The following is a 24630-nucleotide window of genomic DNA, read 5'->3' on the forward strand; positions in this document are numbered from 1 at the left end:
CTTCCAGTCTTTACGTGTACTTACCGCAAAGGCCCAGCGTTCTCTATTTGATGCTTCATTAACGCCTTCGAACCAAAGAAGCTTATTCTGTTCTGAAACAGGGAATGTTTGTGTGTCAGTTTTACCATCCCCCCTGCTACAGGGCCAGTTTGTTCAAGGAGATTAGGGCAAATTATTTTTTCACATATTTTTTTTGCAAAATCTTCGAATTGTAGTTCTTGATTTCTTGTATTTAGCGTAGAGAGGAAGTGTTCCAGTACAACTCTGTCTAAAGTACCAGTCTCTCTGATTGTTGAATCAGAAAATTTTTCAGGGCGACGGCGCCTTAGAAATTCTTTAGATGAAAATTTGGTTTTCTGTACATTCATGATTTTGACGCTCCTCTTGCTATCGACAATAAACCTTTGTATGCATCAACTAGATTTATTGTTCATACTGCCTTTTTTTGAAGAAAAAATTGCGGAAGTCTATTTCTAGACAAGCTATCTATGTATTCACTATACCACTGCATCATCTGTTGTCTCCCTTCCAAATACTGTGCATGATTGTAAGCCCCGAGAATAGCGTTCTTATCCACATGTGCAAGTTGTGTTTCGAAACATGCAGAGTTGAATCCTTCTTCGTGCAGAATGGTACTCATTGTGTGACGAAAACCATGCCCCGTCAGCCTTCCTTTTTATCCTAATAGCTCAATTACCTGATTAATGCTTTCCTTTGAGATCGGCTTAGTACGATCATTGATCCTACCCACGTAATATGGACACAGGCCTAAGCGAGGTTCTTGTTTTCAAATTGTTCCGGACTGAGGCCGCCACACCAACTGTGCCGCCGCCACCGATTGTAATCACATTCGATATAATTAAACACCGTTGCCCGGAGGAAAGCGCGCAGCACCTTCAGCAGTCACTCCGTCTGCCGGGACAGCAGTATGATGAGGAGTCGGGGCTGTACTACAACCGCAACCGGTACTATGATCCGTTGCAGGGGAGATATATCACCCAGGACCCGATAGGGCTGGAGGGGGGATGGAACCTGTATCAGTACCCACTCAATCCTATTGAACATATAGATCCGTTGGGGTTAGCACTTGATTTGAATTATTATTCTCCGTCAGATCCTATATATAAAGGTTCTCTTAATGTAAGGGAATTTCCAACGGGTTTTACAGTTGGAGGTCATGGTTCGCCTACATCTATGAGTGATGACAGAATCAAAAAAGGAAGTGATCTGACAATAAAACAATTAGCTAGCGACATAAGAGCGAATCCTAAATATCATGAAGGTATGCCTGTAGTCTTGTTTTCCTGCGAAACAGGAAAAGGCAAAAATTCATTTGCACAGAAACTAGCTAACGAACTTGATGCTACAGTGATTGCTCCTGATGAAATAATATGGATTTGGCCGGATGGAAACTATGCTATTATGGGGCAAACAGCTAGGATAACAATAGGCGGTAAGGACAACGGGGCGTTTGAATTGGTGCCAGACGAGAAACAACCAGGGGACTTTCATAAATTTACACCTACAGGAAGCAAATAGTAATGAAAGTATTTACTTTTTTGTTGATTATCATGGTATGTCTTTATAACTTTGGAGTGAGGGCTGCTATGGATAACTCAAAACATTCTGATGAGGCGGAAAAATTATTGGCGGAGCTTTCTGCTAGAAAAGGTGAAGGTGAAGGTGAACCAAAATCAACAGTAAGCGTCTTTTATTTGCAGCCAGAAGAAGTAAATACTTTATCACACCAGGCAAAACGAGGCGATGGCGAGGCGGGTTTTAGGTTGTTCTTGTACTACAAGTTGTCCAATTATGATGAAGAAAAAAGTAGTCAGTGGTTAAAAATAGCGGCTAATAATGGTCATGCGACAGCTCAGTATCGGTTATATGTAGAGTTACAAGAACAAGGTGAAACCAAGGAAGCTAATGAATGGTTACAAAAAATTAAATTGGCTGCCAGTAATAATGACAGTTCAGCAATATGGTTCTTGGTGAATTGTTATAAAAACTAGGGAAATAAAAAAGAAGCATTGCAATGGGCATATAAACTCAAAGCGAGTAAACAGCCGCTTGATGCAGATCGACTAATTGAAGAATTAACGAAAGAACAAAAGTAGCTTTAAACAGGTAACAGAAAAATGGAGAGTAGAAAAACTTTACCAGTCGCTACAACACCTACACACAAAATTACGTTTACGACGACTGCAACAAGCTCATCAAAGCGCAAGTTGAAACCAAAACTGGCATCTTCGTCGCCGGTTATCATTACGATGTACTTGGCAGATGCATCAAAAGTCGCAAGAGAAAAGATGAAAATATAGCTTTTTGTATCATTAAGTATGTGGCCAGCACATGACTCGGCATAGATCTTATGACTAAGATTCTACACCCCAAACCTAAGTATGGGCCAAAGAAGCCGTTTGGTTCATTTTTTATATCTCCAGCATTTTAGTGGATGGAGCTTATGAAAATAATAAGGTTATTATTGCTGGCTTGTTCGATAACCATTCATTTTTTTATTGTAAAAGAACATGTATTTAAAATATTCAATCAACATGCTTATTATTTTTTGTTTGCTTTTTATGTTTTGATAGTGTTCTGTTTTTTGTTATTTTTTAAAAGATCTTTTATTGTTGATTTAATAGCTTGTATAATAATTCCTTATATTTCTTCTGTCATAAGTTTCTTGTTTTTGTCCATGTTAATATCTCCTCACCTCAGGGAAAGATCACCTAACGCCGCTTTTTTGTACTAAATAATTCGCACTAAATGTTCAATAATTGAGATATTCCTTATTATCTAAAACTGTTTTTCACAGCTTACATATGATCAAATACTCCTTGCATAAATAAGGAGAACAAAATGGAACTTAAAAAATTGATGGAACATATTTCTGTTATTCCCGATTACAGACAAGCCTGGAAAGTGGAACATAAATTGTCAGATATTCTACTGTTGATTATTAGTGCCGTTATTTCTGGTGCAGAAGGTTAGGAAGATATAGAGGATTTTGGGGAAACACATCTCGATTTTTTGAAGCAATATGGTGATTTTGAAAATGGTATTCCTGTTCACGATACCATTGCCAGAGTTGTATCCTGTATCAGTCCTGCAAAATTTCACGAGTGCTTTATTAACTGGATGCGTGACTGCCATTCTTCAGATGATAAAGACGTCATTGCAATTGATGGAAAAACGCTCCGGCACTTTAAAAGTAAGAGGTAAAATTCTTACAGCAACTGATGGTGATAATTCTGATGATACGATGAAATTAGGTTTATGGTCATTAGTACCAGCTGAAAAGGCTGACTGTTACCGTAAAGTGACATTAGAGGTTGTTTCAGCAGATCAAGTAGTAAGAAAAATTCATTTCCCAAATGCTTTTGTGGTGGATTATACAGAAAGATATGGTGACACAGAAGGTATTGGTGAATTCTTCTTATTTGTTAAACAAAAGAAAGACAAAACAGATTTGGCAAAAATCGAAGGCGGCTACGCTGTCTAAGAGTGAGATAGCACACTAAAAATTATCTAAGGGGCTTAATATAGCTCCTTAGATAATTTTTGAATAATCCTAGTACTGGGGATGAAAAAATGAAAACACATTATGACACATTAGGTATTAGTAAAGACGCGACACAAGATCAAATAAAGCTCGCTTATCGAAAGCTTTCAAAAAAGCATCATCCTGATGTAAGCGGAGGAAACAAAGAGTCTGAAAAAATTTTCTTAGAAGTAACAGAGGCATATAAAGTTTTGAAGGATGAAGCTGCTAGGAAGGCATATGATGCTCGACTAGATGGCGCTGCGCAAAGCTGGAATCATGAACACTCAGCTAACAAGCAATCGACAAGTCAACAATCGACTGCAAAAAGGCCAGATTTTAATATGAACAATATTGAAAAAAACTTTGAACATTTCTTTGGCTTTAATCCTAAAACAAAGGAAACGTCCTCAACGTTACATAAGAAAAATAAGAAGAATCCTCTTGATACTACAGATTTATTCGAACGTTTCTTTAATAAATAATTCAAAATGGCAAGAGGGAGTGTGATTATATGCAGGAACCATATCCAAGTAAAGATTATAGTAACAATGCAAGGAAAAAAATGTTTATAAGACTCATCGATATTATTATTATCACAATTGCCTTCTTTTTTATCCTATATGTTTTTGTTATGAATCAGGAAGTCCTTTTAAAATTTGTTATCGGAACCGTAATGGTGATACTTGCCATTATTTATGGTTCTCTCAAATACGAGGCAAAATCACTCACTCAAGCGAAAACAAACAACGACATTTCAAAGCTTGTACTACTTAATGAACGCGGGATGAAAGTAGATGAATGGGAGCTTGGTGATCAAATTTCATTGCTTATCGGGAAAAGTACAGCTGAACATAAGGCAGATATTGATTTATGTGGAACGGAATATGAATCTCTTGTGAATTATGAGCATGCTGTATTAAATTGTGTAGCTGGTATTTGGTATATAGAGGATATTGATTCAGTAAATGGTGTTGGCTTAAAAAAAGCTAATAAGCGCGTTAAAAATAGATTAAAACAAGAGATCCCTTACCCATTAGGTAATGGTGACACGATATACATAGCAAATACGCGAATTTTGGTGAAATAGAGAAAGAAATTCGGAACATAGATGGGGGATAACGAAATGAGTTTGATAAGATGTACAAATGGTCACATGTTTAGTTCAAGGAGACATCGCAATATTTGTCCATATTGTAACGTGATGGTGGAGCAAGAGCACAGACAAAATAGCCCAACAGCTCCTGTCGTTGAATCAGAAGATAAAACATTGCCCTATTTAGGAGAAATGGATGGAATTGATCCAGTAACAGGTTGGTTGGTTTGTATTGAAGGCCCTCAAATGGGGAGAGATTATCGCATCTTATCTGAAAAGAATTTTATAGGTAGAGCAGAAGACATGCATATCCGGATAGCAGGAGATAATTCCATCTCGAATCGTAATCATGCTGTCATTGTATATGATCCGAAAAAGCGTAATTTTTATTTATTACCAGGTGATGCCTCGGGATTAGCTTATCTGAATAATGAAGCCGTTTATACCCCAACTGAATTAGCAGCTTATGATGTTATTCAGTTAGGGAGAAGTATGTTTTTATTTATTCCATTATGTGGCGTTCACTTTGAATGGGAAAACAATCAAAGTGAGGAATGATGATATATGGACCAAAATTTAGTGCCTTACATAATTGCCTTAATTTTCATCATTATACTCATCGTTTTGCTAATTATCAGATTTATTCTAGCTCAAAAAATGGATAAAGGGAAAATTTATATTGGGAATGGTCAAACGATTGGAAGACGTGATGAACAGGATGATTATTTCTCCACAACCGAAACAACGCATGGCACAATTGCAGTGCTTGCAGATGGTATAAGTGGTTTAGCCAATGGTCGTATGGCCAGTACTATCGCTGTAACGACATTTATAGAAGAATTTAAAAAGCTTACTACCTTAAAAAATCTACCTAACTATTTTAAGGAAGCAGCCATAGCAAGTAATCATATGATTTTAGAAAATTTAAATGGCTCGAACGGAGGAACTACCCTAGTCACGGCCATTATCGACAAGGAAGGTTTACTCCATTGGGGGGCTGTAGGAGATAGTGTTATCAAAATTTTTAGAAATGGCGAATTTATAGCGGTTAACCAAAAGCATATTTTTGAATCAGTATTAACAGAGCGATATATTTCTGGTGAAATAACTCAGCTTGAGGTGCAAGAAAATCCTCTGAAAAAGAGACTTATCAATTATTTAGGGTATGAAGGCTTTAAAAATTTAGATATAGGGAAGAGCCCTATTCAGCTAAATAGGGGCGATAAGGTCTGTCTATTTAGCGATGGAGTCTATGATACGTTAACAGAGGTTGAAATGGAAAAAATTCTCTCACAGCCAACTCCTCCCTATGATATTGCTCAAGACATTATTAAAGCTGTTGAACAAAAACGCTTAAAAAATCAAGATAATGCAACCATCGTTATTCTAGAAAAAACATGGTAAACATTTTACATGTTAAGGAGGAGTAATCATGAGAAAAGAAAACAGCGACTTTAAAACTAGTTTTCTATCTGAAGCTGGTTCATTTTTGCAGAACAAAGATTACTTTGCCTATACAGAGCTCGACGATGTAGCCTGCTGGGTAGCTGTAAAAGGGTTAGATTCTGATCAGGAAATAAGTAGCGCAGAACTTGCTGTGAAGGCAATTTTGGAAAAGTTTATGGAAAAACCATCTATGTCCAGAAGAAGTATTAAAAAATATCTAAAAAATGCGCAAGCTATACTTCAGGCTCAAAGCTTAAGGGTAAGATTAAAGGCAAGTATTGTTATCGTCATATCAGATTACTCAAAAATGATTGTTGCAGTCGCGGGAAATTCGAGGCTATATCATTTTCGAAATGGTACTTTATCGTATAAAACTACTGATCAAAGCTTAGCGCAGGAGATCGTAAACAGCAGAAATCGTTCACTGGATATAAGCCAGCACGAGGAAAGAAGCAACCTACTAAATTATCTTGGTAAACCTGAAGATTTTAAGCCCTTTGTGTCTAAGAAAATGAAGTTATTGGATGGAGATGTGTTAGTGCTTTGTACGGCGGGCTTTTGGGAGGATGTTAATGAGATTGAAATGGCCGACGCACTGGAGGACACGAAAGACCCTGAGCAATACACGGATTTATTGGAAGAGGTGCTTCTAAGTAGGCAAAGGAAGGTTGTAAATAATTATACAATTGCCACTATATTTGCTAATAAGGTTTATCAGGAAACAAATAAGAAAAAAATGAAGTACATTAAAATGATTGCTGCCGCATTAATCGTAGCGTTAGTCGTTGGGGGCAGTACTATTTTTTATCAAGCGAAGCAAGCCAAAAAAATGGCAGAATTAACCGTTGAAATGAAGGACCATGAAAAGAGCGGAAATCTTTATTTTCAAGATGGAAATTATGAAAAAGCGCTTCTGGAATATAGTGAGGGCAGAAATGCAGCCAAAAAATTGAAGGATCCAATACATAGAAATTTACTGGCTAAAAAGTTAAGAATTACTGATCTCATCTTAAATGGAGATAAATCAGCTGAAGCAGGAAAATTTACAGATGCTCTTGAGCAATATGAAAAGGCTAAAAAAGAAGGGAAGCTCATTAAGAACTTTGGAAAGGAAGCTACTGAGCAAAGAATAGCGAATATGGATACGATTGTTCAAATTGCTGAAGCTGTGAAGGATGGAGATTTTCGATTTGAAGCAGAAGATTACAATGGGGCACTTGAAACATATGAAAAGGCAAGGAAAAAGGCCCTCACCATCTCCTATACGGGCGAGCCTCAAATAAAGACAAAAATAGAAGAGACAGAGGCTAAAATTGCTGAATTGAAAAAGGCCCAGAAGGAATTGAAGGCAGAAGGTTTAGAAAAAAGTGGAGATCAGAGCTATGCACGTCAAGAGTACGGAAAAGCGATTGAATATTATACACTTGCACAGGAAATTTATCAGGAGACAGAGCTACTGTCAAAGGTTTTAGGTCTTGAGCGAAAGGTTATGAACGCCAATGATAAATTAAATCCACCTCCTCAGGCACCGGCTACTGATATAGACCCATCTTACGAAGCGGCAATACCATTTGAAGAAGGAGCAGCTGCTAATGAGTCATCTGATGCTGAAGTGATGAAAGAGGGAAAGTAAAGTGATAAAAGAGCTCATGTTTGAACGGTTACGCAAAATAGAGGATTTAGAGCAACGTCAACTGCTAAAAGATATTGTCAGTGGCGTTTTTGTAAATTTAATTGACTATCAGGATGAAATGAATAGAAAGCTTGAAGAGCGAGTATTTAACGAAATAGAAGATGTTGAGAATAGGTTTGACATTTATGTCACGCTTAGTGCAAAGGAGGATGTTGACCCGATTCATCAATATTTATTTCCGATGCGACCAACTGATTTAGAAACGAAAGCAATCGATACAGCCAAATTACTTCAATCGTTAAAAAACAAAGAACAAGCTGTCCTGTGTACTTTATTTCTAGAGTGTGACTCGATACAAATTCAGCAGTTATTAGTTGAGAAGCGACGCTTTAACGGAACTCTCGTCACAACAGAAGGACAACTAGAGATAAAGGTAAGCCTTTCAAGAAATTCAGACTATTTGCAAGAAATCGATCAGCTATATCCGATATTCCAAATTAATGGATTGCCATGGAAAACCATTAATCACCCATACGCCTATAAATTTTTGGATGTACATTTAGTGGATTGTCCACCTTTCAATGAAGATACTGAAATCATTGAGATAATAGTTGATTTAGAGGAATACGAGCCAAAAAAGAGAGTGGACATGGTTCCACTATGGAATATTGAGCGACATGAGGTCAAGAATGTGGGGTTCCCCATTCCTGCTATCGATAAGGTCAATTATGAGCATGTCCTTTCAATCCGCAAAATTGGCAACGAGCATGGGTATCTTGTTGAAGCGGATGAGGAGAATGTTCGCTACGTTAAACGTTCAGATAATGAATTAACCATTGTTTCACCACAAGACAAATCAGGGGTTTGGCAGTTAATCAAAATTGCAAAAATGGAAGATGAAAAAATTGGAAAGCTTCATTATGAGCTTGTTTCCAATCGACGAATAGAGCATTTTATGCACAAATTTGCTAGTAAGTATACTGCAAATGTTAAAACGAAGGGGGAGATTACTAGGATGATTAACTCCTTCGAGGCAGCTGTTAGCGTTGAGCTAGTAGATGTGGAGATAGTGGACTCTTTTTCAAGAGCAGGTTTTACGCATTCAGTAAACCCTTTCTTAACAGAAATGATAGGAGAAAATAGTCATAAAAAAACGATGCTACTAAAGTTTAAGGCAAAAGAGAAAAAAGATTTTATAGCAAATGATATTTTGAGCTTTTTAGTATCCGAGGTACAGCGACATTTCTTTGAATATAAATGTGTAGGTGTGTGGCTATGAATTATATTTGGGATTTGCTCATTAAAGCCGAGGATGAAGGACTTTCTAAAAAGGATATAAATTTTCACCTTGCCGAGACATATTCGCCCTATATGGAGCTTAGTCCACAGTTTTTAAATACACAGTTGGTTGAGCAGCACGTCGAAGTAAATCCGTACTATCGCTACTTTGATATTTTTAACAATCTTTTTCACCCGGATAATACATCTGATAGAGCGTTTAGGGAATATTTTTTTGACATCGTACTGCATTTCTTAGCTGACATTGATCGTATGCAGGGGATGAATAAAAAAGAGTTTTTTATTCGCTTTATTTTAAAAGATATCGAAGCCAATGTATTTGGCAATGTAGTACGTCATAATATTTGTTCGTTTTCAAAAAAGGAACAAGAAATCGTGGTCCTGAACATGCTGAGACTGTACCAGACCGGGGATGAAATTTACTTATTAAAGGATACGCTAAAAAGGCTCTTTAAAGGTTGTTTCATCTATGTAAAATCAGAGGAGCAAGATGAGCTGCTTTTATATATACGTCAGAAGAAGACAGAGCAGAATGAGCAAAAGGTACAGCTCATACAGGAAATATTTTTGCCTATCAGCTTCCATATAGAGGTTTATTGGCAATATCACTTCGGCATAATCGATGCAGAGGAAACAATGAAGCTAGATCGAATAGCTCTTTACTAAACAGGGCAGAGGAGGGATTCGTAATGACGACTAAATATTCATATAAACTGTATGCGAATAAGCGTTATACAGAAAAAAAGTTTATGACCTATACACGAGTAGAATTAATGGAAATGACAACCTTCCAGCTGAGGAATATTTGTTATAAGGAAAAACTTGTGACAGGGCTTATTAATACATTAACCAGAGACGAGTTAATCGACAAAATTTTACGATATCGTGGCGCTGAAGAAAACCCTCTAATTAAAGAAAGTAAGGATGGGGGATTCGAAAGAGTAGAAGCGGCTGTGCAGCAGTATTTAAAAACACCACTGTCTGACAATGGTGAGATAAAAATTCCTGCCAAAATGAGCTTATATAGCGGTATGAAAATTGATAAGCCAGACCAGTATTTCGTAGAAACAGGAGGATTTCTAGTTGAATCCAATGTACTGCTAGTCAATGAGCAGCTAGATCTTTGCGGCATCCTTCATGTTATAAAAGACGATCAGCAGCCAAACAAGTACTATTTTGCGGCAGATGAGGCACTAGAAATTCGAAAGACTAACAATAAAAACTACAGCTTTATATTTTTACGAAAGCAAGATTCTGAGTATATCTATAAGACTTACTATCAGGAGACCCCACTTCCGCCTACAAACCTTCACTACTATAAGGTTCCAATACCAGATTTAGAGATTAAACAGCTGGAAACAACCGATGCGATTCTTGCCATTGATTTTGGAACTACCAATACAACGGCTGGTGTTTACTTAGAAAGTGATTATGTCTCTTCTCCTTGTAGCCATGACCTATTAAATGACAGAATTCAGCTAAATAGCATTAATTTTGTCCAGTTTCCAGATCCGCTTCACCAAAATGAATGGATCGAAGTAGTGCCGACAGTCATGACAGTGGCAGATTGCTCAAATCAAGATCAAGTGAGCTATTACTATGGCTATGAAGCGTTAAAAATGATGAAAAAAAATAGCTACACTTCATTGGCAACGAAATTCCAAGGCATTAAACGCTGGGTTAGTAATTATGCCAAATTGGAAGAGATAATGGATGCGAACGGAAATACAGCACTTGTTCCGCGAAGTCAGATATTAAGAGAGTTTATGCTTTATATTATTCAAATGGCAGAACATCAATTTAAATGTCGCTTCAAGCATTTACATATTTCCAGTCCTGTAAAGCTGAAAAATCAATTTTTAGATATGTTTCAGACAATTTTACCTGAATACAACATCGAAACAGAACATGCTCTCGATGAAGGGATGGCGGTTCTTTATAATACAATCGCCAATCAAATAGAGAATAATAGCTTCTTGGATGGGAAGGAATATAAGGCACTGGTCATTGATTGTGGTGGTGGAACAACCGACCTTTCCTCCTGTAAGTTTCGAATAGAGGATGGACATATTTCATACAAAATTGATATTCATACAACCTATGAAAATGGAGATACCAATTTTGGTGGCAACAATATTACCTATCGTATTTTCCAATTTATGAAGATTGTCTTTGCCAATTACTATAGTCGGGGAAAAAGTGCTTATGATATTGATGCACTCATTGATATTCCAGGCAAGGATATTTATCGATATGTAGACGATCATGGGGTTGACGAGGTATACAAACAATTTGAAAAAGCCTTTTCAGATGCTGAGTATATCATTCCAACTCGCTTTAAGGAATATGAAAATCGCACACGTGATGAATACTTACGTGTCAGAAATAATTATTATTTCTTATGGGAAATGGCAGAGGAAATGAAGAAGGAATTTTTCCGTAAAACAGGCATTTTAAGAAGCCGCTTTTATTCGGACAGTGATATGCAGCACGATAGCGATTTAAATGTGACAGCAGTAGATCGATGGTGCCTATCTCTGCTTGAAAACAATCAATTTAAGGAAGTTTATGATTATCCAAATGTCTTTTTCAACATAAAAGAAATTAATCATCTTATAAAGGCTGATATTTATGATATTGTGCGTGAGTTTTTAGAGGAATTTTATGAGAGTGGTCTTTTGGGCGAATACTCTATTATTAAATTAACTGGACAGTCCTGTAAGATTGATGCATTTCGTGAGGCCTTAAAAGAATTTGTACCCGGACGAAGCATTGAATTTAGGCAAAAAGCTGAAAATATTGGTAAAGTGCCAGAATTAAAGCTTGCTTGCCTTAGAGGAGCACTGCGTTATTTAAATGCGAAAAAGATAGGCATGATTGAAACAAAAGTGACAAATCATGCTCCTGTTGTACCTTATGCTGTAAGTGCCTTTACACATAATCGCCAGGAAAAATTACTTATTAGTAGCTTAGAAAGGCTAAACCAAATTCATGGTACTATTTCCCGTCCATGGGGTGTAACAGAGGTGGAGTTTTTCCTAACTGGCAGTGACAATCAGTCATCCTATAAATACACTTACTTTAATCGTCCTGAGAATTTTAAGCCTGTTCTTTATGAAAATATTGCGGCAAACTATTACGATAAAATTCCACAAGACGAGACGGATTCTATCATGAATGGCGAAGTGAAATTCTTTGTTTTTGCAGGCGAAGATCATTGGGGCTTTCATGTGGTGCCAGTAGCACGAAAAGACGAACAGCTGTTTATTGGAAAGAAGGAATTCTTCGCCTTTGAAGCTGATTTATCGGATCTAGATTTCTTTGACGGATTAAAGTAGAGCAAGCTCACGTGATAAAAAAGAAAAGAGGTGGGTGACAGCTTGTTTGCTAATCAATATCCACATTTTCATAAAGGTCGCATTTTAAAGCGAGAAATGCTGGAGAATTTGCGAGATTACCCAAGAGATTTTTTAGATTTATATTTTCAAGATTATTCAAACGGCATCATTGCTGGTGTCCATATTATTGTAGCGGATACACGTCTTATCATTACAAAAGGCATTATTAAGCATAAAGGAAGGCTCTATATGCTAGATAGTAGCTATGAGCTTCCTTATGAAGCTACAGGAAGTGAAACGATTTTAAAAGTGCGATTTGCTGAAGAAGCAAATGACTTAGACTTTAGCAATTACAGAACAGAGATTGTCTTAGACGATTCGTTAGAGCTTGCTCATAATGAACTAGAATTAGCGCGCTTTAAATTAAAATTAGGTGCCAAATTACGCTCACAGCATACCGATTTTTTCGACTTTGCGACAGAATATAATACTGTTAATTATCTTCATTGTCAGTATGCAGGGCTGGAAAAAAGCACCTACCATCCACTCATTTTGCAATACTTTTCGCGAGAGCTTTTAAAAAATCGACCCACTAATCCGTATGATATTGCCTTTGCCTTAGAGTGCTTAAATCAGGAGAGAGTGCAACGAGATGTAATTGATTTCTATATTTGCAACCGGCTAGAGTTGGACTATCAATCTTTATCTAATAGCCAAATTCATAAATATTTAAATCGCATTTTGTTGGAATCTAAGGGCAGTAGTCGGATGAAAGGGGTCGGTCAAGGGCGACCTAAGCGCATGATAGTTGATTAATAGTCTACTAGTGAATTAAGAGGTTGGCTAGTTAGAGGAAGATAAGAAATACGAATAACAAAGGAGGGGAAAAAATGAATTTCATGGATGAAGAAGTCATTGAGATGACGAAGCATGCAAGGCAGAAGAAACGACTGGAGAACATTGAAAACCAATTGTTACATACTGACATCGTTCAAGCCATTAAAGAAGGCCAGCTAACGATTGAAGATGAAATGATTGAATTTGCAGAGAGTAGTTTTTATGAGGACCAAATTCGGATGTTTATCCCTACAGCTTTTGAAGAGATGGAACCTGAATTAATGGATATTAAATATCCATCAAGCCGTAGACCCGATTATATCTACACAAGTGAAAGTACATCTATTAACATCACGATGAAAATGATGGAGCAACAGATTCAAGAAGAGGAATTAGAAGATTTCACACATACGATGATGAATATCCTTCGAAAATTACAGCCAGATGCTGATATGTTAGATATTGGCATAAAAGAAGTGGATGGTCGTCAAATCGGCTATTTTGATTTCATTACGAAGGCTCTAGATTCTAAAATTTACAATTTAATGTTTTTGTTTATGGTAGGCGATAATGTAGCAACAGGCTCGGTCAATTGCTTGAAATCAGAAATACCTATTTGGCAACCCATTGCATACGGCATGATGGAATCAATCTCAATCGAAAACAAATCATTAGATGGAGAAGGTGTTGTTTGATGGAGCGAGTAAATAAGGAAACAGCTTTAACGTATAAAGATATGGTTGTGATGCCCTATAATATCCGCGTTAGTGAAATCGAAATTACACAACAAATGAACGAGCATGCAACATTGCGTTTAACAGGCGTGATTCCAGATGAACTTGAAGATTCCTACGTCTATATGACAGATGCAGAAACAGCCATTGAAGTATTACAAATTGGTAGCAATGGACAATCCACACCTATATTTAATGGGCTTGCGTTAGATGTCCAAGTGAAAATGGTTATGGGTACGTATTATTTGGAGGTTAAAGCCGTTTCACATACGTATAAGTTAGATGTGAAGAAGAAAAATCAAACATATCAAAATGCAAGCATGCCCTATAGTGAATTAATCAATGTATGTATTGCCGATCAACCAGGCGCGGATTTTATGGACCATGTCACAAAGGGGGCTAGTCTTGGTAGCTTCACGATGCAATATTTAGAGACCGATTGGGAATTTCTTAAGCGAATGGCATCGAGATTTCATACAGGCTTGGTGCCAGATACCATTCATGGGGCGGCAAAGTTCTACTTCGGTGTACCGTTTCAACCGGGTAACACACCAAAAATGGATGCCCTTAATTACCGAGTTAAAAAAGCAATCGGCAACTTCCTAATCTCTAGTAAAAATCATCTCGACAGTATTACGGATAGTGACTACATGTACTATGAGGTGGAGTCGACTCAATCATTCAAAATAGGTAATGAAGTTACTTTCCAATCAATGAAATTGTATGTTTATAAAATTGTCTCAAAGCTAAAAAATGGTTTATTAAAGCATATCTATACGTTAACACCACAAAATGGCTTTAGTGTTCACACGACTTACAATCAAGCTATTATTGGTGCCTCTATTCAAGGAAAAGTAATTGATGTGGCTGGGGACAAAATTCGTATTCATGTCAATTTTGATGAGGGGCAAGAAAAGGACACGGCCTATTGGTTTCCATATTCAACAATCTATGCATCGGAAGATAATACAGGATGGTATTTTATGCCTGAGCTATCTGACAACGTTAGAATTTATTTCCCAAGCAATCGTGAGGATGAAGGGATTGCCATTAGCTCCGTATCAAAAGCACCTCCCCAATCTGGAGCAATGTTAGCAGCAACGAATCCTACTAGTCAAGATGGTGGTGGGCAATCAGGTGCTACAGCGCCAGAAGATAGTCGCCAAGACCCGATGCGAATGGCTGACCCAGATGTGAAAACACTGAGAACGAAGCATGGGAAACAAATTCTACTAGCTCCTGATCGGATTGTCATTTCTGGTGGGGGATTAATGATTTCACTTATGGATGATAATGGTATTTCAATCATAAGTGATAAAAATATTAACTTAAAAGCAACAGATAAAGTCGTCATCAATGCGAAGCAAATTATGATTAATGCAAATGAGAAAATTGAGATGACGTGTAAAGATAATTCCATCAAGATGGAAGACAAAATGGAAATTAAGGGAACGGAAGTACGAGCAAATTAGTGAGGAAGTGGATGCATGAAACGAGAAGAAGCATTACAGCATTTTATGGATGAATGCGTGTCAGTTCATGTCAGCCGATTGCAAGAGAAAGTTGTTCGACGGTTTCGCCAAAACAAGGAACTTTTGCTACAGCCAATCATTCACTCCCTTGAACAGTTGTTTGCGAATATTAGAGAGCAGCAAAGGCAGGGAAGATTAGCATCTGTTGCTTTTATTCATTTTTCATTGCTAAGAACGTCTTTGCTAGAAAACAAGTTTACGTATTTGCTAGAAGCCTATGGAGAAGCTTGGTATTACGAATGGACAGAATGCACGGCACAGTATGAAGCGGATTGGCTGAGTGAGGCAATTACAGAGTTACAAACAATACTTGAAAAAGAAAGAAAACCCTATCTCAGCATTCAAGCAGCGGACGTTCGGGTCATTATTCAGCAGACAGTTATCCTATTTCATCACTTTATCATTCAATTGATACGCTATCTCTTTCGCTATCAAAAAGAATGCGTACCAAAAATCAATTTTCAACGAACAGCGTGCTTACGTTTTCGTGTCGGTGAATATAAAGGGTTCAGTGAAGATGTTGCAATCATCGACGAACGGGAACGTGAGGAGAAGAACCTTCTTTTATGGTTAGAGAACAAAGAGACCGACCAATCGTATACGTTTGAAAACTTCTCGAACCTTCCCTTACAGCAGAAAGATTTCAATCAGCTGGACTTCTCCTATGCGAATTTCAAAGAGAGTAATTTAGAAGGCTCCTCATGGAAACACAGTGTATGCATTGGTACTAGTTTTCAACAGTGTAGATTAGCCAATGCTGATTTTTCATATGCAGCCATTCAAGATGCTGATTTTCGACAGGCTAATTTAGCAGGCGCGAATTTTACTCATGCGCAGGGAAAAACGCTAAGGCTTTCCAATTATGAAGTTGCGAGCTATCTTGGCACAGATTTCAGTAATGCGAATTTAGAAAATGCAAGATTTGAGTTTGCGCAGATGGCAGGTGCCAATTTTACAGGTGCCAATCTAAAAGGTGCAACCTTCTTTAAACGCGATCAAGAAAAGTATCTATTCAGCCCAGAACAGATAAAAGACATTCATTGGATTCATTAACTTTGTACAAAAGTGATGAAGGGAAGCAATGGTGGTTACAGGAGGAAAAGATGGAGTATTTTATTCTTCAGCAAGATCAAAGTATTACTAATCCAATTATTCCTATGAAGACAGACCTCGATGATGATTTTGTCTGTTCGTCTGTTTTTGGAGAAGTGATAGAAAAAGAGAATGCACTCTATTTGGATTATTTAGAAAAGCCTCGGAGAATCGTGTCTGAACAATTAAAAAAGTTATTAGTAAAATACGAGGATAACTTAGCATTTACGGCCATTGTTTTTACGGATGTTATGAAAGGAACACAGCGCATCTATTGGCTTTTGAACATTGTGAAAAAGCATTGTATTTCACATGAAACGACGTATTATCCAGACGGACGCATAAAGGAGCTTGTGATTAACCCCAAAAGTGTGGAATTGGATTGTATTTTTCAGGTTGATGGCAAAAGGGAATCTTTTACCATCGTTAATTTGGATGTGGCAGAAAGTCTCTTAAGGCGATCATTTCTTGGAATTCAGCTACAGCGAGTAAAGCTAGAGAAACGATAAATTATGAAACACTGTAGCTACAGTGTAAACGCGAAAATGATCACAAATAATCTGAAGGGAAGGATAGCAAATGGCTCAAGTTGTAGAAAATTTGGAGACAGAGGGTTCGGGACAAGAGCAATTTAGTTATGTGGTACATGGAGCAATCATTTCCTGTGAGCATGGTAGCCATCTGAATTATTTAAATTTACCACAGGATCATGGCGTTTATATAAAAGGCAAAGCCGTTATGAATGTAGGCGATCGAAACCCTGAAAATATCCCAACCTTTGGTGTTTGCTTGAAATTAAAAAAGCCGTGTACGCCAGCATGTTCCATCGACTGGATGGAAGGGATGGAAAATGTCAATATCGAGGGGAAGCAAGCGCTATTAAACCGTTGTCATACGCAATGCTCTGCAGGCGGAGGCAAAATCGATATAGTTCATGATGGACAAGAGGATTTGGAAATACCAAAACAAGGTTTTTAAAAAATAAATTGCTTGAAAGGAGGTAAGCAATGACAACGCTAGAAAAAAAGGAAGTCCACATGATTAGTACGTATGAGGATCTTGTGCTTGAATGGCCTTATCCTCTTATTCATTTAGATAAACTAACCATTAAACATAAAGGCAATGACCATGCGAGATTGTACTTTACAGGAATGATTGCTGAAGAGCAAGCACAAAAGTATATTCAAAGGGTCAGTCATACTGATGAAGTGGTTGTGAAATTTGGACGAGAGCAAGGTATTTTGTTTTCAGGACGAATCGAAAATGCAGAGTTACAGGCTGTTCAAGGTGTGCATTATGTCTTAGTTGAAGCGGTATCGTTTACAGCAAACATGGATATTGAGAAACGTTCCCGGTCTTTCCAAGATGCGACTATGACGTATGTAGAGTTAATGAATCATATTGTGGGAGCCTACCCTCAGGGTGATTACATCGACCATGCTTCTAATAGCCAAGCCATTGGTCATATTTCCATTCAATACTTAGAAACAGATTGGGCATTTATTAAAAGAATGGCCTCAAATCTAAATGCGGTTGTTTTCCCAGATTTAAAAGGAAAAGGGCCGCGATTTTGGTTGGGTACACCGCAAAGTAGGAAAAGCATATCAATCGACCATTTACCTTCCACATTACGAATGGATATCGATACGTATCGGCTGATTACTGAAAACGATGGCACTGATGTAAGCGAAATCGATTATACTTTTTGTGAGTTTGAAAGCACAGAGGCCTATGAGCTAGGCACTACAGTCCAATTAAAAGGAAGATCCTATGTTATTACGGCTCGGGAAGTCTGTCTTGAGGGTGGTGTCTTAACGTTTCACTATACTGCCCAACCAGAGAAAAGTATTCGCCAGCGATTAGTACGCAATTTAGATCTTATTGGGGCAGCTTTTACAGGAAAGATCATCGATGTCACACAGAACACGGTGAAAATTCATTTGGATATTGATAAAAAACAAGATAAAGCAAAGGCCCATTGGTTTGCTTATTCTGCCGATGCGAATGGGGTTATGTATTTAATGCCTCAAATAGGAGCACGTGCCCAATTACATTTTCCGAGTGCAGTGGAAGAAGAGGCTATCGTTATTAGCTCTGTCCGGGTTGACCCAGTCACACCTGAGGGTGGTCAAAAGCAGACGAAGAAAATGGCGGACACGACCGTTAAATCATTAGCGACCAATGCTGGGAAAGATGTGACATTAGGTGTTGGGGATATTACCTTTAGTGCAGTAGATGGGGTATTGGACTTAAAGATGGATGATGGAGAAGGTGTAACATTTCTTAGTAACAGTACCATCATGCTTGCAGCGGACGAAACACTTGACATTAGCGGTATGAAAGAGCTATCTGTAGAGGCGGAAGAGTGGATTGCCATTTCAGCAAAGGAGCAAAGTCATGTAATCCTTGCTGCTGACACACAGTTAATTAGTACACTTATTGATCAGGAAGGTACAGAGAAGAAAAGCCAACCTCCGAAGTTAAATGAAGAAGCAATCGAAGCTACGTCGAAAGTTGACGTCATTTTCCCCCAAAAGGCAGAGGTGAAAAAAGAGAAAAAAGGCTTTTTTAGTAGTTTATTAGATGGTGTAAGTTTGGCACTGGATGTAGCTGGATTCATTCCTGGTATAGGGACAATTGCAGATATTGCGAATGCAGGTATTAGTTTAGCTCGGGGAGACTATATGGGCGCAGCCATGAACTTAGTGGGGGCGGTTCCAATAGTTGGTGATGCAGCAAAAACAGCATACAAGGCCAAGAAAGCAGCAAAAGTGGCAGAGGCAGCGAGTAAAACGGCAAAGGCTGCGGATAAGGCAGTTGATGCTTCAAAAGCAGTTAAAGGGATGAAAGCAGCTTACACAAAAGTATCCAAGACGCTAGATACCGTATCAGCGGTAGCCAACAAGGGCTCAAAGAGCGTCAAGACAGCAGCAGATAAAGTCATCGCCTCCATGGACGAAGTGCTAGCTGTTTCGAAGGCAGTAGACGGTATGAAAGCAATGGCCAAAACAGAGCTAACGAAATTTAACCATGGGGTATTAAAGAAATTTAATTGTACAAAAGGGTTAAGTGATAAATTCTGTAAAAAAGGCTTTGAACCTGTTGATTTAATTACAGGACGAATGATATATGAAGGTGTAGACTTTGAGCTACCTGGACCAATCCCTCTTTCATGGGAACGAGCTTGGTACAGTGATAGTAGCAGGGTTGGCTTGTCAGGTCATGGTATGCACTTTATCTACGATCTTGCCTTAGAGATATTTGAGGAAGAAGACCTGATTGGGATTGTAGTAACAGATGGTCGTGCAGTTGGGTTTCCAATTTTACCAATAAATTTGCCATATTTTAATAAAAAAGAAAGAATGACCCTGATGAATACAGGGGAAGAGTATCATTTGTTTGAGCATGATACACGATTAATTTATGCATTCGAACAAGTAACAACCTCAACATACCGATTAAAAGAAGTAAAAAATGAGCAAGAGCACCATCTTCAATTCGCCTATAACAATAAAGGTTTCCTATCTCAAGTAACAGATAGCGTTGGCAGAATTCTAGATGTTACGACCAATGAGGCAGGAAGAATGACAGAAGTTGCCTTACGTAATCAGAACAATCGTGAAGTATTGGTGCGCTATGTTTATAATGATGTTCAGGATCTAATCGAAATTCAGGATGCATTAGGTCAGAGCACGCATATAACCTATGTGAATCACTTAATGATGCAAAAAATCGACCGCAATAAAAATAGCTTCTTCTGGCGCTACGATGGCCCAACAACAGGGGCACGAGTAATCAGAACATGGGGAGATGGCAATGTTCTAGCAGGTGAGCTTGCCTATTTCGACGGCTATAATGAAATCACTAATAGTTTAGGACATACAAGCTATTACTATTTTAATGAAGATAACTTGTGTACGAAAATTGTCTATCCAGATGGCAGTGAAGTCAGCTATCAATATAATGAGGACTTTGAATTACTCCAAGAAGTAGATGAAGATGGCCGCACAACAACATTCAGCTATGATGAATGGGCAAATCCGGTAACCATCACTCTTGCAGATGGCAGTACATTATCCTCACAGTATGATACTAAGGATAGGCTCATTCAAGCAGTTAACGCAGAGGGCGGAAGTCGTCAGTGGATCTATAATGAAGACGGTACATTGCAGGCAATTATGTTAGAAGACGGTACAAAGACTGAATTTTCCTATAATGAGTATCGTTTAATTGACACAGTGACAAATGCGCAAGGTCATATGGTAAGCTTAGCGTATGATGCAGATTTGAACTTGAGCCAAGTGACATTACCAGACGGGACAAGCTCCACTTGGACATATGACCGCCGAGGTAACTGCATTAGTACAACCAATCCATTAGGGGCGACAGAGAAGTTCCGTTACGATCACTTGAATCGCCTTGTTCGCGCAAATCTTTCAGATGGTAACGATGTGCAATTACAGTACAATGCCTATGACGATATTATTTTTGCGAAAGATAACCATACGCAAGTTGCCTTTGATTACACGATTCTTGGTAGCCTAACGTCTCGAAAACAAGGTGGTAAGAAAGTACAATTCACTTATGATACAGAGGAGCAATTAACCGCTGTGATCAATGAAAGAGGCGAAGCATATACGTTTGAACGTGATACGAAAGGCCATATCATCAAGGAAATCGGCTTTGATGATATGGAAAAAACGTATGAGCGAAGTCCAGCAGGATTGGTTCAGCGCATCCAACGTCCAGGAAATCGTTGGACAGCGTATCAGCATGATGATCTAGGGAATGTCATACGATCAGACTACTATGATGGCACATGGGAAACGTTTGCCTATGACAAAAACGGCTCGCTAAAAGAAACGGAAAACGACCATGTAACCGTCAAACTAGAACGAGACCCATCCGGCCAAGTCATCAAGGAGTGGCAAAATGACCAGTGGATTGCCAGTAGCTATGACGAGTTAGGCAATCGCTCCCAAATAACAAGCAGCCTCGGTGCCAAAATCGATGTCATGCGTAATGAGCTGGGCAATATCTTACAAATGACTGCCTCTCGCTCCGAGCAAGCCCAGTGGACAGCCTCGATGCAATACAATGAACTCGGGCAAGAGATTGAGCGAATCCTGCCAGGGGATGTCATCAGTAAATGGCAATATGACATCACAGGTAGACCAACACACCATCGCGTAAGTAGTCAAAGCCGAAATACGCGAAGACGTGTGTATAATTGGGATGTGAATCACCAATTACGCAGCATGGTCAATGAGCTAACTGGTGTAAAAGTAACGTATGGTTACGACGAATTCAGTAACCTCGTCTGGGCCAATCAAGACAGTAAATTTGATTTCTTATACCGTAGCGTCGATGATGTCGGCAATCTATATGAAACAAAAGACAAAAAAGATCGTGTTTATGGTGCTGGCAGTAGATTACTAGAATCACAAGATGCCCAATTCTCTTATGATGAAGAAGGAAATCTCGTAGAGAAAGTCGAAAAGAATGGTGATACGTGGAAGTATGAGTACTATGGCAATGGCATGTTGTCGAAGGTCATTAAGCCAGATCATACGGAAGTTACTTTCAAGTATGATTCATTAGGTAGGCGAATAGAGAAGCGTTCTGAGGATAAGGCAACGCATTTTGTATGGGATGGCAATACGATTCTGCATGAGTACTCCACACAGAATGTTGCAGATACTTTAGACAATCTGAAATCTTTACAGACTGATACCGATATAGCAGATGATCTTGTTACATGGGTGTTCAATGACGGCTTCGTCCCTTCTGCAAAGATTACGAGTGAAGGTCATTATAGCATTATTAGTGATTATCTTGGAACGCCTGTTGAAGCCTATGATGAAAAAGGGAATAGGGTTTGGACAGCTGAACTTGATGTTTATGGACGAGTGAAAGAAGTTACAGGTGAGAAAGACTTCATTCCATTCCGTTATCAAGGGCAGTATGAAGATGTGGAAATAGGATTGTATTATAACCGATTCCGATACTACGACTCAGATGTGGGGATGTATACTCAGCCAGACCCGATTGGGCTTGCAGGGAATAACCCAACGTTGTATGGGTATGTTAGAGATCCGCTTATGGATATTGATCCATTTGGGTTGATAAATTGGAAAAAAATTAGTTGGACTGCTACTCGACCAAAGGGTACTAAACAAACATATGATGTATATCAAAGGGATGATATCGACTGGGATAAAGTAAGAACACTTGGTAGTGCAAAGGGGAGAGGAATGACAAATAGAGATGCGGCGAATAAATATGGATTAGCACCTCAACTTGCTGATGGTAGCTTTGTAACTTTACATCACTTAGGTCAAGATTCGAGGGGAGCATTAGTAGAGGCAAGTACTCGATATCATGGAGTAGGAAAATATGGGCAGGATATATTGCATAGCCAATTTGGAAGAAACAAGCCACATCCTATTTATCCAATAAATAGACCTCAATTTAATGTTGATACTAGAGAATATTTTAAAACACGATGTAAAAAATAGAATTTTGGAGGTAAATAAAATATGAAAGATATGAATGAATTACGAAATAAATATAAAGCTTTATATGATATTGATGGAGTTTCTAAAGAGGATTTAGATAAAATTGAAAATGAACTTCAAATAAAGCTACCTAGTGATTTCCGTGAAATATCTGGCTTTTACAGTGGAGGTATTGTTGGTGGGATAGATATCCATTCTTTTCTATTTTCTGAGCCAACTAATTTTATAAGCGAAACTATAAGAATCCGAGAAGCAGTTGGTTTGCCGAACAGATTTATTGTAATTGCTGAAGAAGCTGAAAGTATTATTGTTATGGATACTGAAAAAAAACCATCAATTATGTGGCTTGATTCTGTAGAAGTAACTAAATTAGAAATGCAGGATTTTATTTCTAAACCAGATGTATGGGAGGACTTTTCTGACTTTTTTAATTACTTACTAGATGAGGAAGAGGAAGAACGGAAATATTAAAAAGTTTAATAAATAAGAGTAATATTAAATTAAGAAAAATACTATTACTGATTTAAACGAGACATATGTAAAGTAAATGAATTAGATTTTACTTTACATATGTTTTTGTGTTATTTGAAAACTTATATCTGGCTTTTTGGTAAAATAACAAAATAATACTTGTAACATACAAAAAGTAAAAAACAATTTTTTTATAATTGTATTAATAAAGGATAAGGCAACTCATTTTGTATGCATGGCAATACGATTCTACATAAGTATTCCACGCAGAATGCTGCAGATACTTTAGATAATCTAAATACTTCACAAACCGATACTGCTATTGCAGATAATCTTGTTACATGGGTGTTCAATGATAGCTTCGTCCCTTCTGCAAAGATTACGAGTGAAGGTCATTACAGTATTATTAGTGATTATCTCGGAACGTCTGTTGAAGCCTATGATGATGAGGGTAATAGAGTTTGGTCTGCTCAGCTTGATATTTATGGACGAGTGAAAGAGTTCACTGGTGAGAAAGACTTTATTCCATTCCGTTATCAAGGGCAGTATGAAGATGTAGAAACAGGATTGTATTATAACCGATTCCGATACTACGACCCAGAACAAGGGAATTATACTCAAATTGACCCGATTGGACTTGCGGGTGGGAATCCTACCTTATATGGATATGTCCGGGATACAAATAACAATATTGATAAATTTGGTTTATATTCAGATTTATTGGATACTGGTATGGGACATCATTTGATGCCGAGATCAATAGCAAAGGCTTTAGACATTTCAGAGTTAAGTCAAATTCATTCAATTTCTTGGTATCCAGATGAAGGAGCGGGAACGGCAGAACTTCACAAAAAATTGCATAGAAAGCTTATAGAAGATGGAATACCTTATCATGGTTCAAAATTTACTGGTACAACAGATGAATTTTTTGAAAAAGCTGCTAAAGCTTACAAAGACATTGACGTTAAAGGTTTTTTAAAAATCCCATACACAAAAGAAAAGTTATTCAAAGATTTAACTCCTGCAGAAGCTTTAGAGAAATTAAAAGAATTACATTCTAATGGAAAAATCCCTTGTAAATAGAAAAAAA

23 protein-coding genes and 2 pseudogenes are annotated in these 24630 nt (G+C 37.9%); 22 read left to right on the forward strand and 3 right to left on the reverse strand.

Features of this window, described 5'->3' with window-relative positions:
* Positions 1–20: 20 nt before the first annotated feature.
* The 3 genes and pseudogenes from QH639_RS18845 to QH639_RS18850 form a co-directional block, all read right to left on the reverse strand.
* The gene (locus QH639_RS18845) at positions 21–368 is read right to left on the reverse strand and encodes a hypothetical protein (RefSeq protein ID WP_278234014.1); all 348 of its coding nucleotides are present in this window, start codon (positions 366–368) and stop codon (positions 21–23) included.
* A 62-nt stretch (positions 369–430) separates the two neighbouring features.
* Positions 431–667, reverse strand: coding sequence for a tyrosine-type recombinase/integrase (locus QH639_RS26550; RefSeq protein WP_001354210.1), 237 nt, complete (start codon positions 665–667; stop codon positions 431–433).
* A gap of 101 nt (positions 668–768) precedes the next feature.
* Positions 769–876, reverse strand: a pseudogene (locus QH639_RS18850) (IS3 family transposase); the annotation flags it as partial.
* On the opposite strand from QH639_RS18850, the gene QH639_RS18855 reads away from it, so the two are divergent.
* From QH639_RS18855 to QH639_RS18960, 22 genes and pseudogenes are all read left to right on the forward strand, one after another.
* The gene (locus QH639_RS18855; RefSeq protein WP_281116212.1) at positions 859–1539 is read left to right on the forward strand and encodes an RHS repeat-associated core domain-containing protein; all 681 of its coding nucleotides are present in this window, start codon (positions 859–861) and stop codon (positions 1537–1539) included. The pseudogene QH639_RS18850 and the gene QH639_RS18855 overlap by 18 nt on opposite strands.
* A 2-nt stretch (positions 1540–1541) precedes the next feature.
* Positions 1542–2012 (forward strand): SEL1-like repeat protein, encoded by a 471-nt coding sequence (locus QH639_RS18860; protein WP_000862533.1) that lies wholly within the window; start codon positions 1542–1544, stop codon positions 2010–2012.
* A gap of 126 nt (positions 2013–2138) precedes the next feature.
* Positions 2139–2321, forward strand: coding sequence for a hypothetical protein (locus QH639_RS18865; RefSeq protein ID WP_001303800.1), 183 nt, complete (start codon positions 2139–2141; stop codon positions 2319–2321).
* A 541-nt stretch (positions 2322–2862) separates the two neighbouring features.
* A pseudogene (locus QH639_RS18870) lies at positions 2863–3219 on the forward strand (ISAs1 family transposase); the annotation flags it as partial.
* Positions 3110–3505 carry a membrane-associated protease 1 gene (locus QH639_RS18875; RefSeq protein WP_281116213.1) on the forward strand — a complete coding sequence of 132 codons (396 nt, stop codon included), beginning with the start codon at positions 3110–3112 and terminating at the stop codon, positions 3503–3505. The pseudogene QH639_RS18870 and the gene QH639_RS18875, both read left to right, overlap by 110 nt.
* 89 nt (positions 3506–3594) lie before the next feature.
* Entirely contained in the window at positions 3595–4029 is a 435-nt protein-coding gene (locus QH639_RS18880) for a J domain-containing protein (RefSeq protein WP_036075042.1), read from the forward strand.
* 29 nt (positions 4030–4058) lie between these two features.
* Positions 4059–4634 (forward strand): FHA domain-containing protein, encoded by a 576-nt coding sequence (locus QH639_RS18885; protein ID WP_281114984.1) that lies wholly within the window; start codon positions 4059–4061, stop codon positions 4632–4634.
* Between the two features lie 36 nt (positions 4635–4670).
* Positions 4671–5198 carry an FHA domain-containing protein gene (locus tag QH639_RS18890; RefSeq protein ID WP_036075044.1) on the forward strand — a complete coding sequence of 176 codons (528 nt, stop codon included), beginning with the start codon at positions 4671–4673 and terminating at the stop codon, positions 5196–5198.
* A gap of 6 nt (positions 5199–5204) precedes the next feature.
* Positions 5205–6044, forward strand: coding sequence for a PP2C family protein-serine/threonine phosphatase (locus tag QH639_RS18895; RefSeq protein ID WP_131520633.1), 840 nt, complete (start codon positions 5205–5207; stop codon positions 6042–6044).
* A gap of 28 nt (positions 6045–6072) precedes the next feature.
* Positions 6073–7719, forward strand: coding sequence for a serine/threonine protein phosphatase (locus QH639_RS18900; RefSeq protein WP_227744911.1), 1647 nt, complete (start codon positions 6073–6075; stop codon positions 7717–7719).
* Position 7720: 1 nt separating this feature from the next.
* Positions 7721–8998: a normocyte-binding protein gene (locus tag QH639_RS18905; RefSeq protein ID WP_348638162.1), complete on the forward strand. Its 1278-nt coding sequence runs from the start codon at positions 7721–7723 to the stop codon at positions 8996–8998.
* Complete coding sequence (locus tag QH639_RS18910; protein ID WP_081977432.1) at positions 8989–9684, forward strand: iron-dependent peroxidase; 696 nt, start codon at positions 8989–8991, stop codon at positions 9682–9684. The genes QH639_RS18905 and QH639_RS18910 overlap by 10 nt, the downstream gene beginning before the upstream one ends.
* A 23-nt stretch (positions 9685–9707) precedes the next feature.
* Complete coding sequence (locus tag QH639_RS18915; RefSeq protein ID WP_281114985.1) at positions 9708–12356, forward strand: acetate and sugar kinases/Hsc70/actin family protein; 2649 nt, start codon at positions 9708–9710, stop codon at positions 12354–12356.
* Between the two features lie 42 nt (positions 12357–12398).
* Positions 12399–13172 carry a hypothetical protein gene (locus tag QH639_RS18920; RefSeq protein WP_036075048.1) on the forward strand — a complete coding sequence of 258 codons (774 nt, stop codon included), beginning with the start codon at positions 12399–12401 and terminating at the stop codon, positions 13170–13172.
* 74 nt (positions 13173–13246) lie between these two features.
* Positions 13247–13888, forward strand: coding sequence for a hypothetical protein (locus QH639_RS18925; protein ID WP_131520635.1), 642 nt, complete (start codon positions 13247–13249; stop codon positions 13886–13888).
* On the forward strand, positions 13888–15399 hold the full coding sequence (locus tag QH639_RS18930; RefSeq protein ID WP_036075052.1) for a phage baseplate assembly protein V: 1512 nt from the start codon (positions 13888–13890) through the stop codon (positions 15397–15399). The genes QH639_RS18925 and QH639_RS18930 overlap by 1 nt, the downstream gene beginning before the upstream one ends.
* A 15-nt stretch (positions 15400–15414) precedes the next feature.
* Positions 15415–16512 (forward strand): pentapeptide repeat-containing protein, encoded by a 1098-nt coding sequence (locus tag QH639_RS18935; RefSeq protein WP_131520637.1) that lies wholly within the window; start codon positions 15415–15417, stop codon positions 16510–16512.
* 50 nt (positions 16513–16562) lie between these two features.
* Complete coding sequence (locus QH639_RS18940; RefSeq protein ID WP_131520638.1) at positions 16563–17060, forward strand: hypothetical protein; 498 nt, start codon at positions 16563–16565, stop codon at positions 17058–17060.
* A 70-nt stretch (positions 17061–17130) separates the two neighbouring features.
* The gene (locus QH639_RS18945; RefSeq protein WP_036075055.1) at positions 17131–17529 is read left to right on the forward strand and encodes a DUF4280 domain-containing protein; all 399 of its coding nucleotides are present in this window, start codon (positions 17131–17133) and stop codon (positions 17527–17529) included.
* Between the two features lie 29 nt (positions 17530–17558).
* Positions 17559–23069 carry an RHS repeat-associated core domain-containing protein gene (locus QH639_RS18950; RefSeq protein WP_131520639.1) on the forward strand — a complete coding sequence of 1837 codons (5511 nt, stop codon included), beginning with the start codon at positions 17559–17561 and terminating at the stop codon, positions 23067–23069.
* 21 nt (positions 23070–23090) lie between these two features.
* Positions 23091–23540 carry an SMI1/KNR4 family protein gene (locus QH639_RS18955; RefSeq protein ID WP_036074795.1) on the forward strand — a complete coding sequence of 150 codons (450 nt, stop codon included), beginning with the start codon at positions 23091–23093 and terminating at the stop codon, positions 23538–23540.
* Between the two features lie 231 nt (positions 23541–23771).
* Entirely contained in the window at positions 23772–24623 is an 852-nt protein-coding gene (locus tag QH639_RS18960; RefSeq protein WP_131520640.1) for an RHS repeat domain-containing protein, read from the forward strand.
* The last annotated feature ends 7 nt before the right edge of the window (positions 24624–24630 follow it).

The sequence above is a fragment of the Lysinibacillus sp. 1 U-2021 genome (assembly GCF_029916965.1).
Lineage (GTDB): Bacteria > Bacillota > Bacilli > Bacillales_A > Planococcaceae > Lysinibacillus > Lysinibacillus capsici.

Bases quoted from the DNA above. Each gene is read 5' to 3' on its own strand.
- QH639_RS18845 (WP_278234014.1), bottom strand. From the start codon at position 368: ATGAATGTACAGAAAACCAAATTTTCATCTAAAGAATTTCTAAGGCGC.
- QH639_RS18860 (WP_000862533.1), top strand. From the start codon at position 1,542: ATGAAAGTATTTACTTTTTTGTTGATTATCATGGTATGTCTTTATAAC.
- QH639_RS18865 (WP_001303800.1), top strand. From the start codon at position 2,139: ATGGAGAGTAGAAAAACTTTACCAGTCGCTACAACACCTACACACAAA.
- QH639_RS18880 (WP_036075042.1), top strand. From the start codon at position 3,595: ATGAAAACACATTATGACACATTAGGTATTAGTAAAGACGCGACACAA.
- QH639_RS18885 (WP_281114984.1), top strand. From the start codon at position 4,059: ATGCAGGAACCATATCCAAGTAAAGATTATAGTAACAATGCAAGGAAA.
- QH639_RS18890 (WP_036075044.1), top strand. From the start codon at position 4,671: ATGAGTTTGATAAGATGTACAAATGGTCACATGTTTAGTTCAAGGAGA.
- QH639_RS18895 (WP_131520633.1), top strand. From the start codon at position 5,205: ATGGACCAAAATTTAGTGCCTTACATAATTGCCTTAATTTTCATCATT.
- QH639_RS18900 (WP_227744911.1), top strand. From the start codon at position 6,073: ATGAGAAAAGAAAACAGCGACTTTAAAACTAGTTTTCTATCTGAAGCT.
- QH639_RS18915 (WP_281114985.1), top strand. From the start codon at position 9,708: ATGACGACTAAATATTCATATAAACTGTATGCGAATAAGCGTTATACA.
- QH639_RS18925 (WP_131520635.1), top strand. From the start codon at position 13,247: ATGAATTTCATGGATGAAGAAGTCATTGAGATGACGAAGCATGCAAGG.
- QH639_RS18930 (WP_036075052.1), top strand. From the start codon at position 13,888: ATGGAGCGAGTAAATAAGGAAACAGCTTTAACGTATAAAGATATGGTT.
- QH639_RS18935 (WP_131520637.1), top strand. From the start codon at position 15,415: ATGAAACGAGAAGAAGCATTACAGCATTTTATGGATGAATGCGTGTCA.
- QH639_RS18940 (WP_131520638.1), top strand. From the start codon at position 16,563: ATGGAGTATTTTATTCTTCAGCAAGATCAAAGTATTACTAATCCAATT.
- QH639_RS18945 (WP_036075055.1), top strand. From the start codon at position 17,131: ATGGCTCAAGTTGTAGAAAATTTGGAGACAGAGGGTTCGGGACAAGAG.
- QH639_RS18950 (WP_131520639.1), top strand. From the start codon at position 17,559: ATGACAACGCTAGAAAAAAAGGAAGTCCACATGATTAGTACGTATGAG.
- QH639_RS18955 (WP_036074795.1), top strand. From the start codon at position 23,091: ATGAAAGATATGAATGAATTACGAAATAAATATAAAGCTTTATATGAT.
- QH639_RS18960 (WP_131520640.1), top strand. From the start codon at position 23,772: ATGCATGGCAATACGATTCTACATAAGTATTCCACGCAGAATGCTGCA.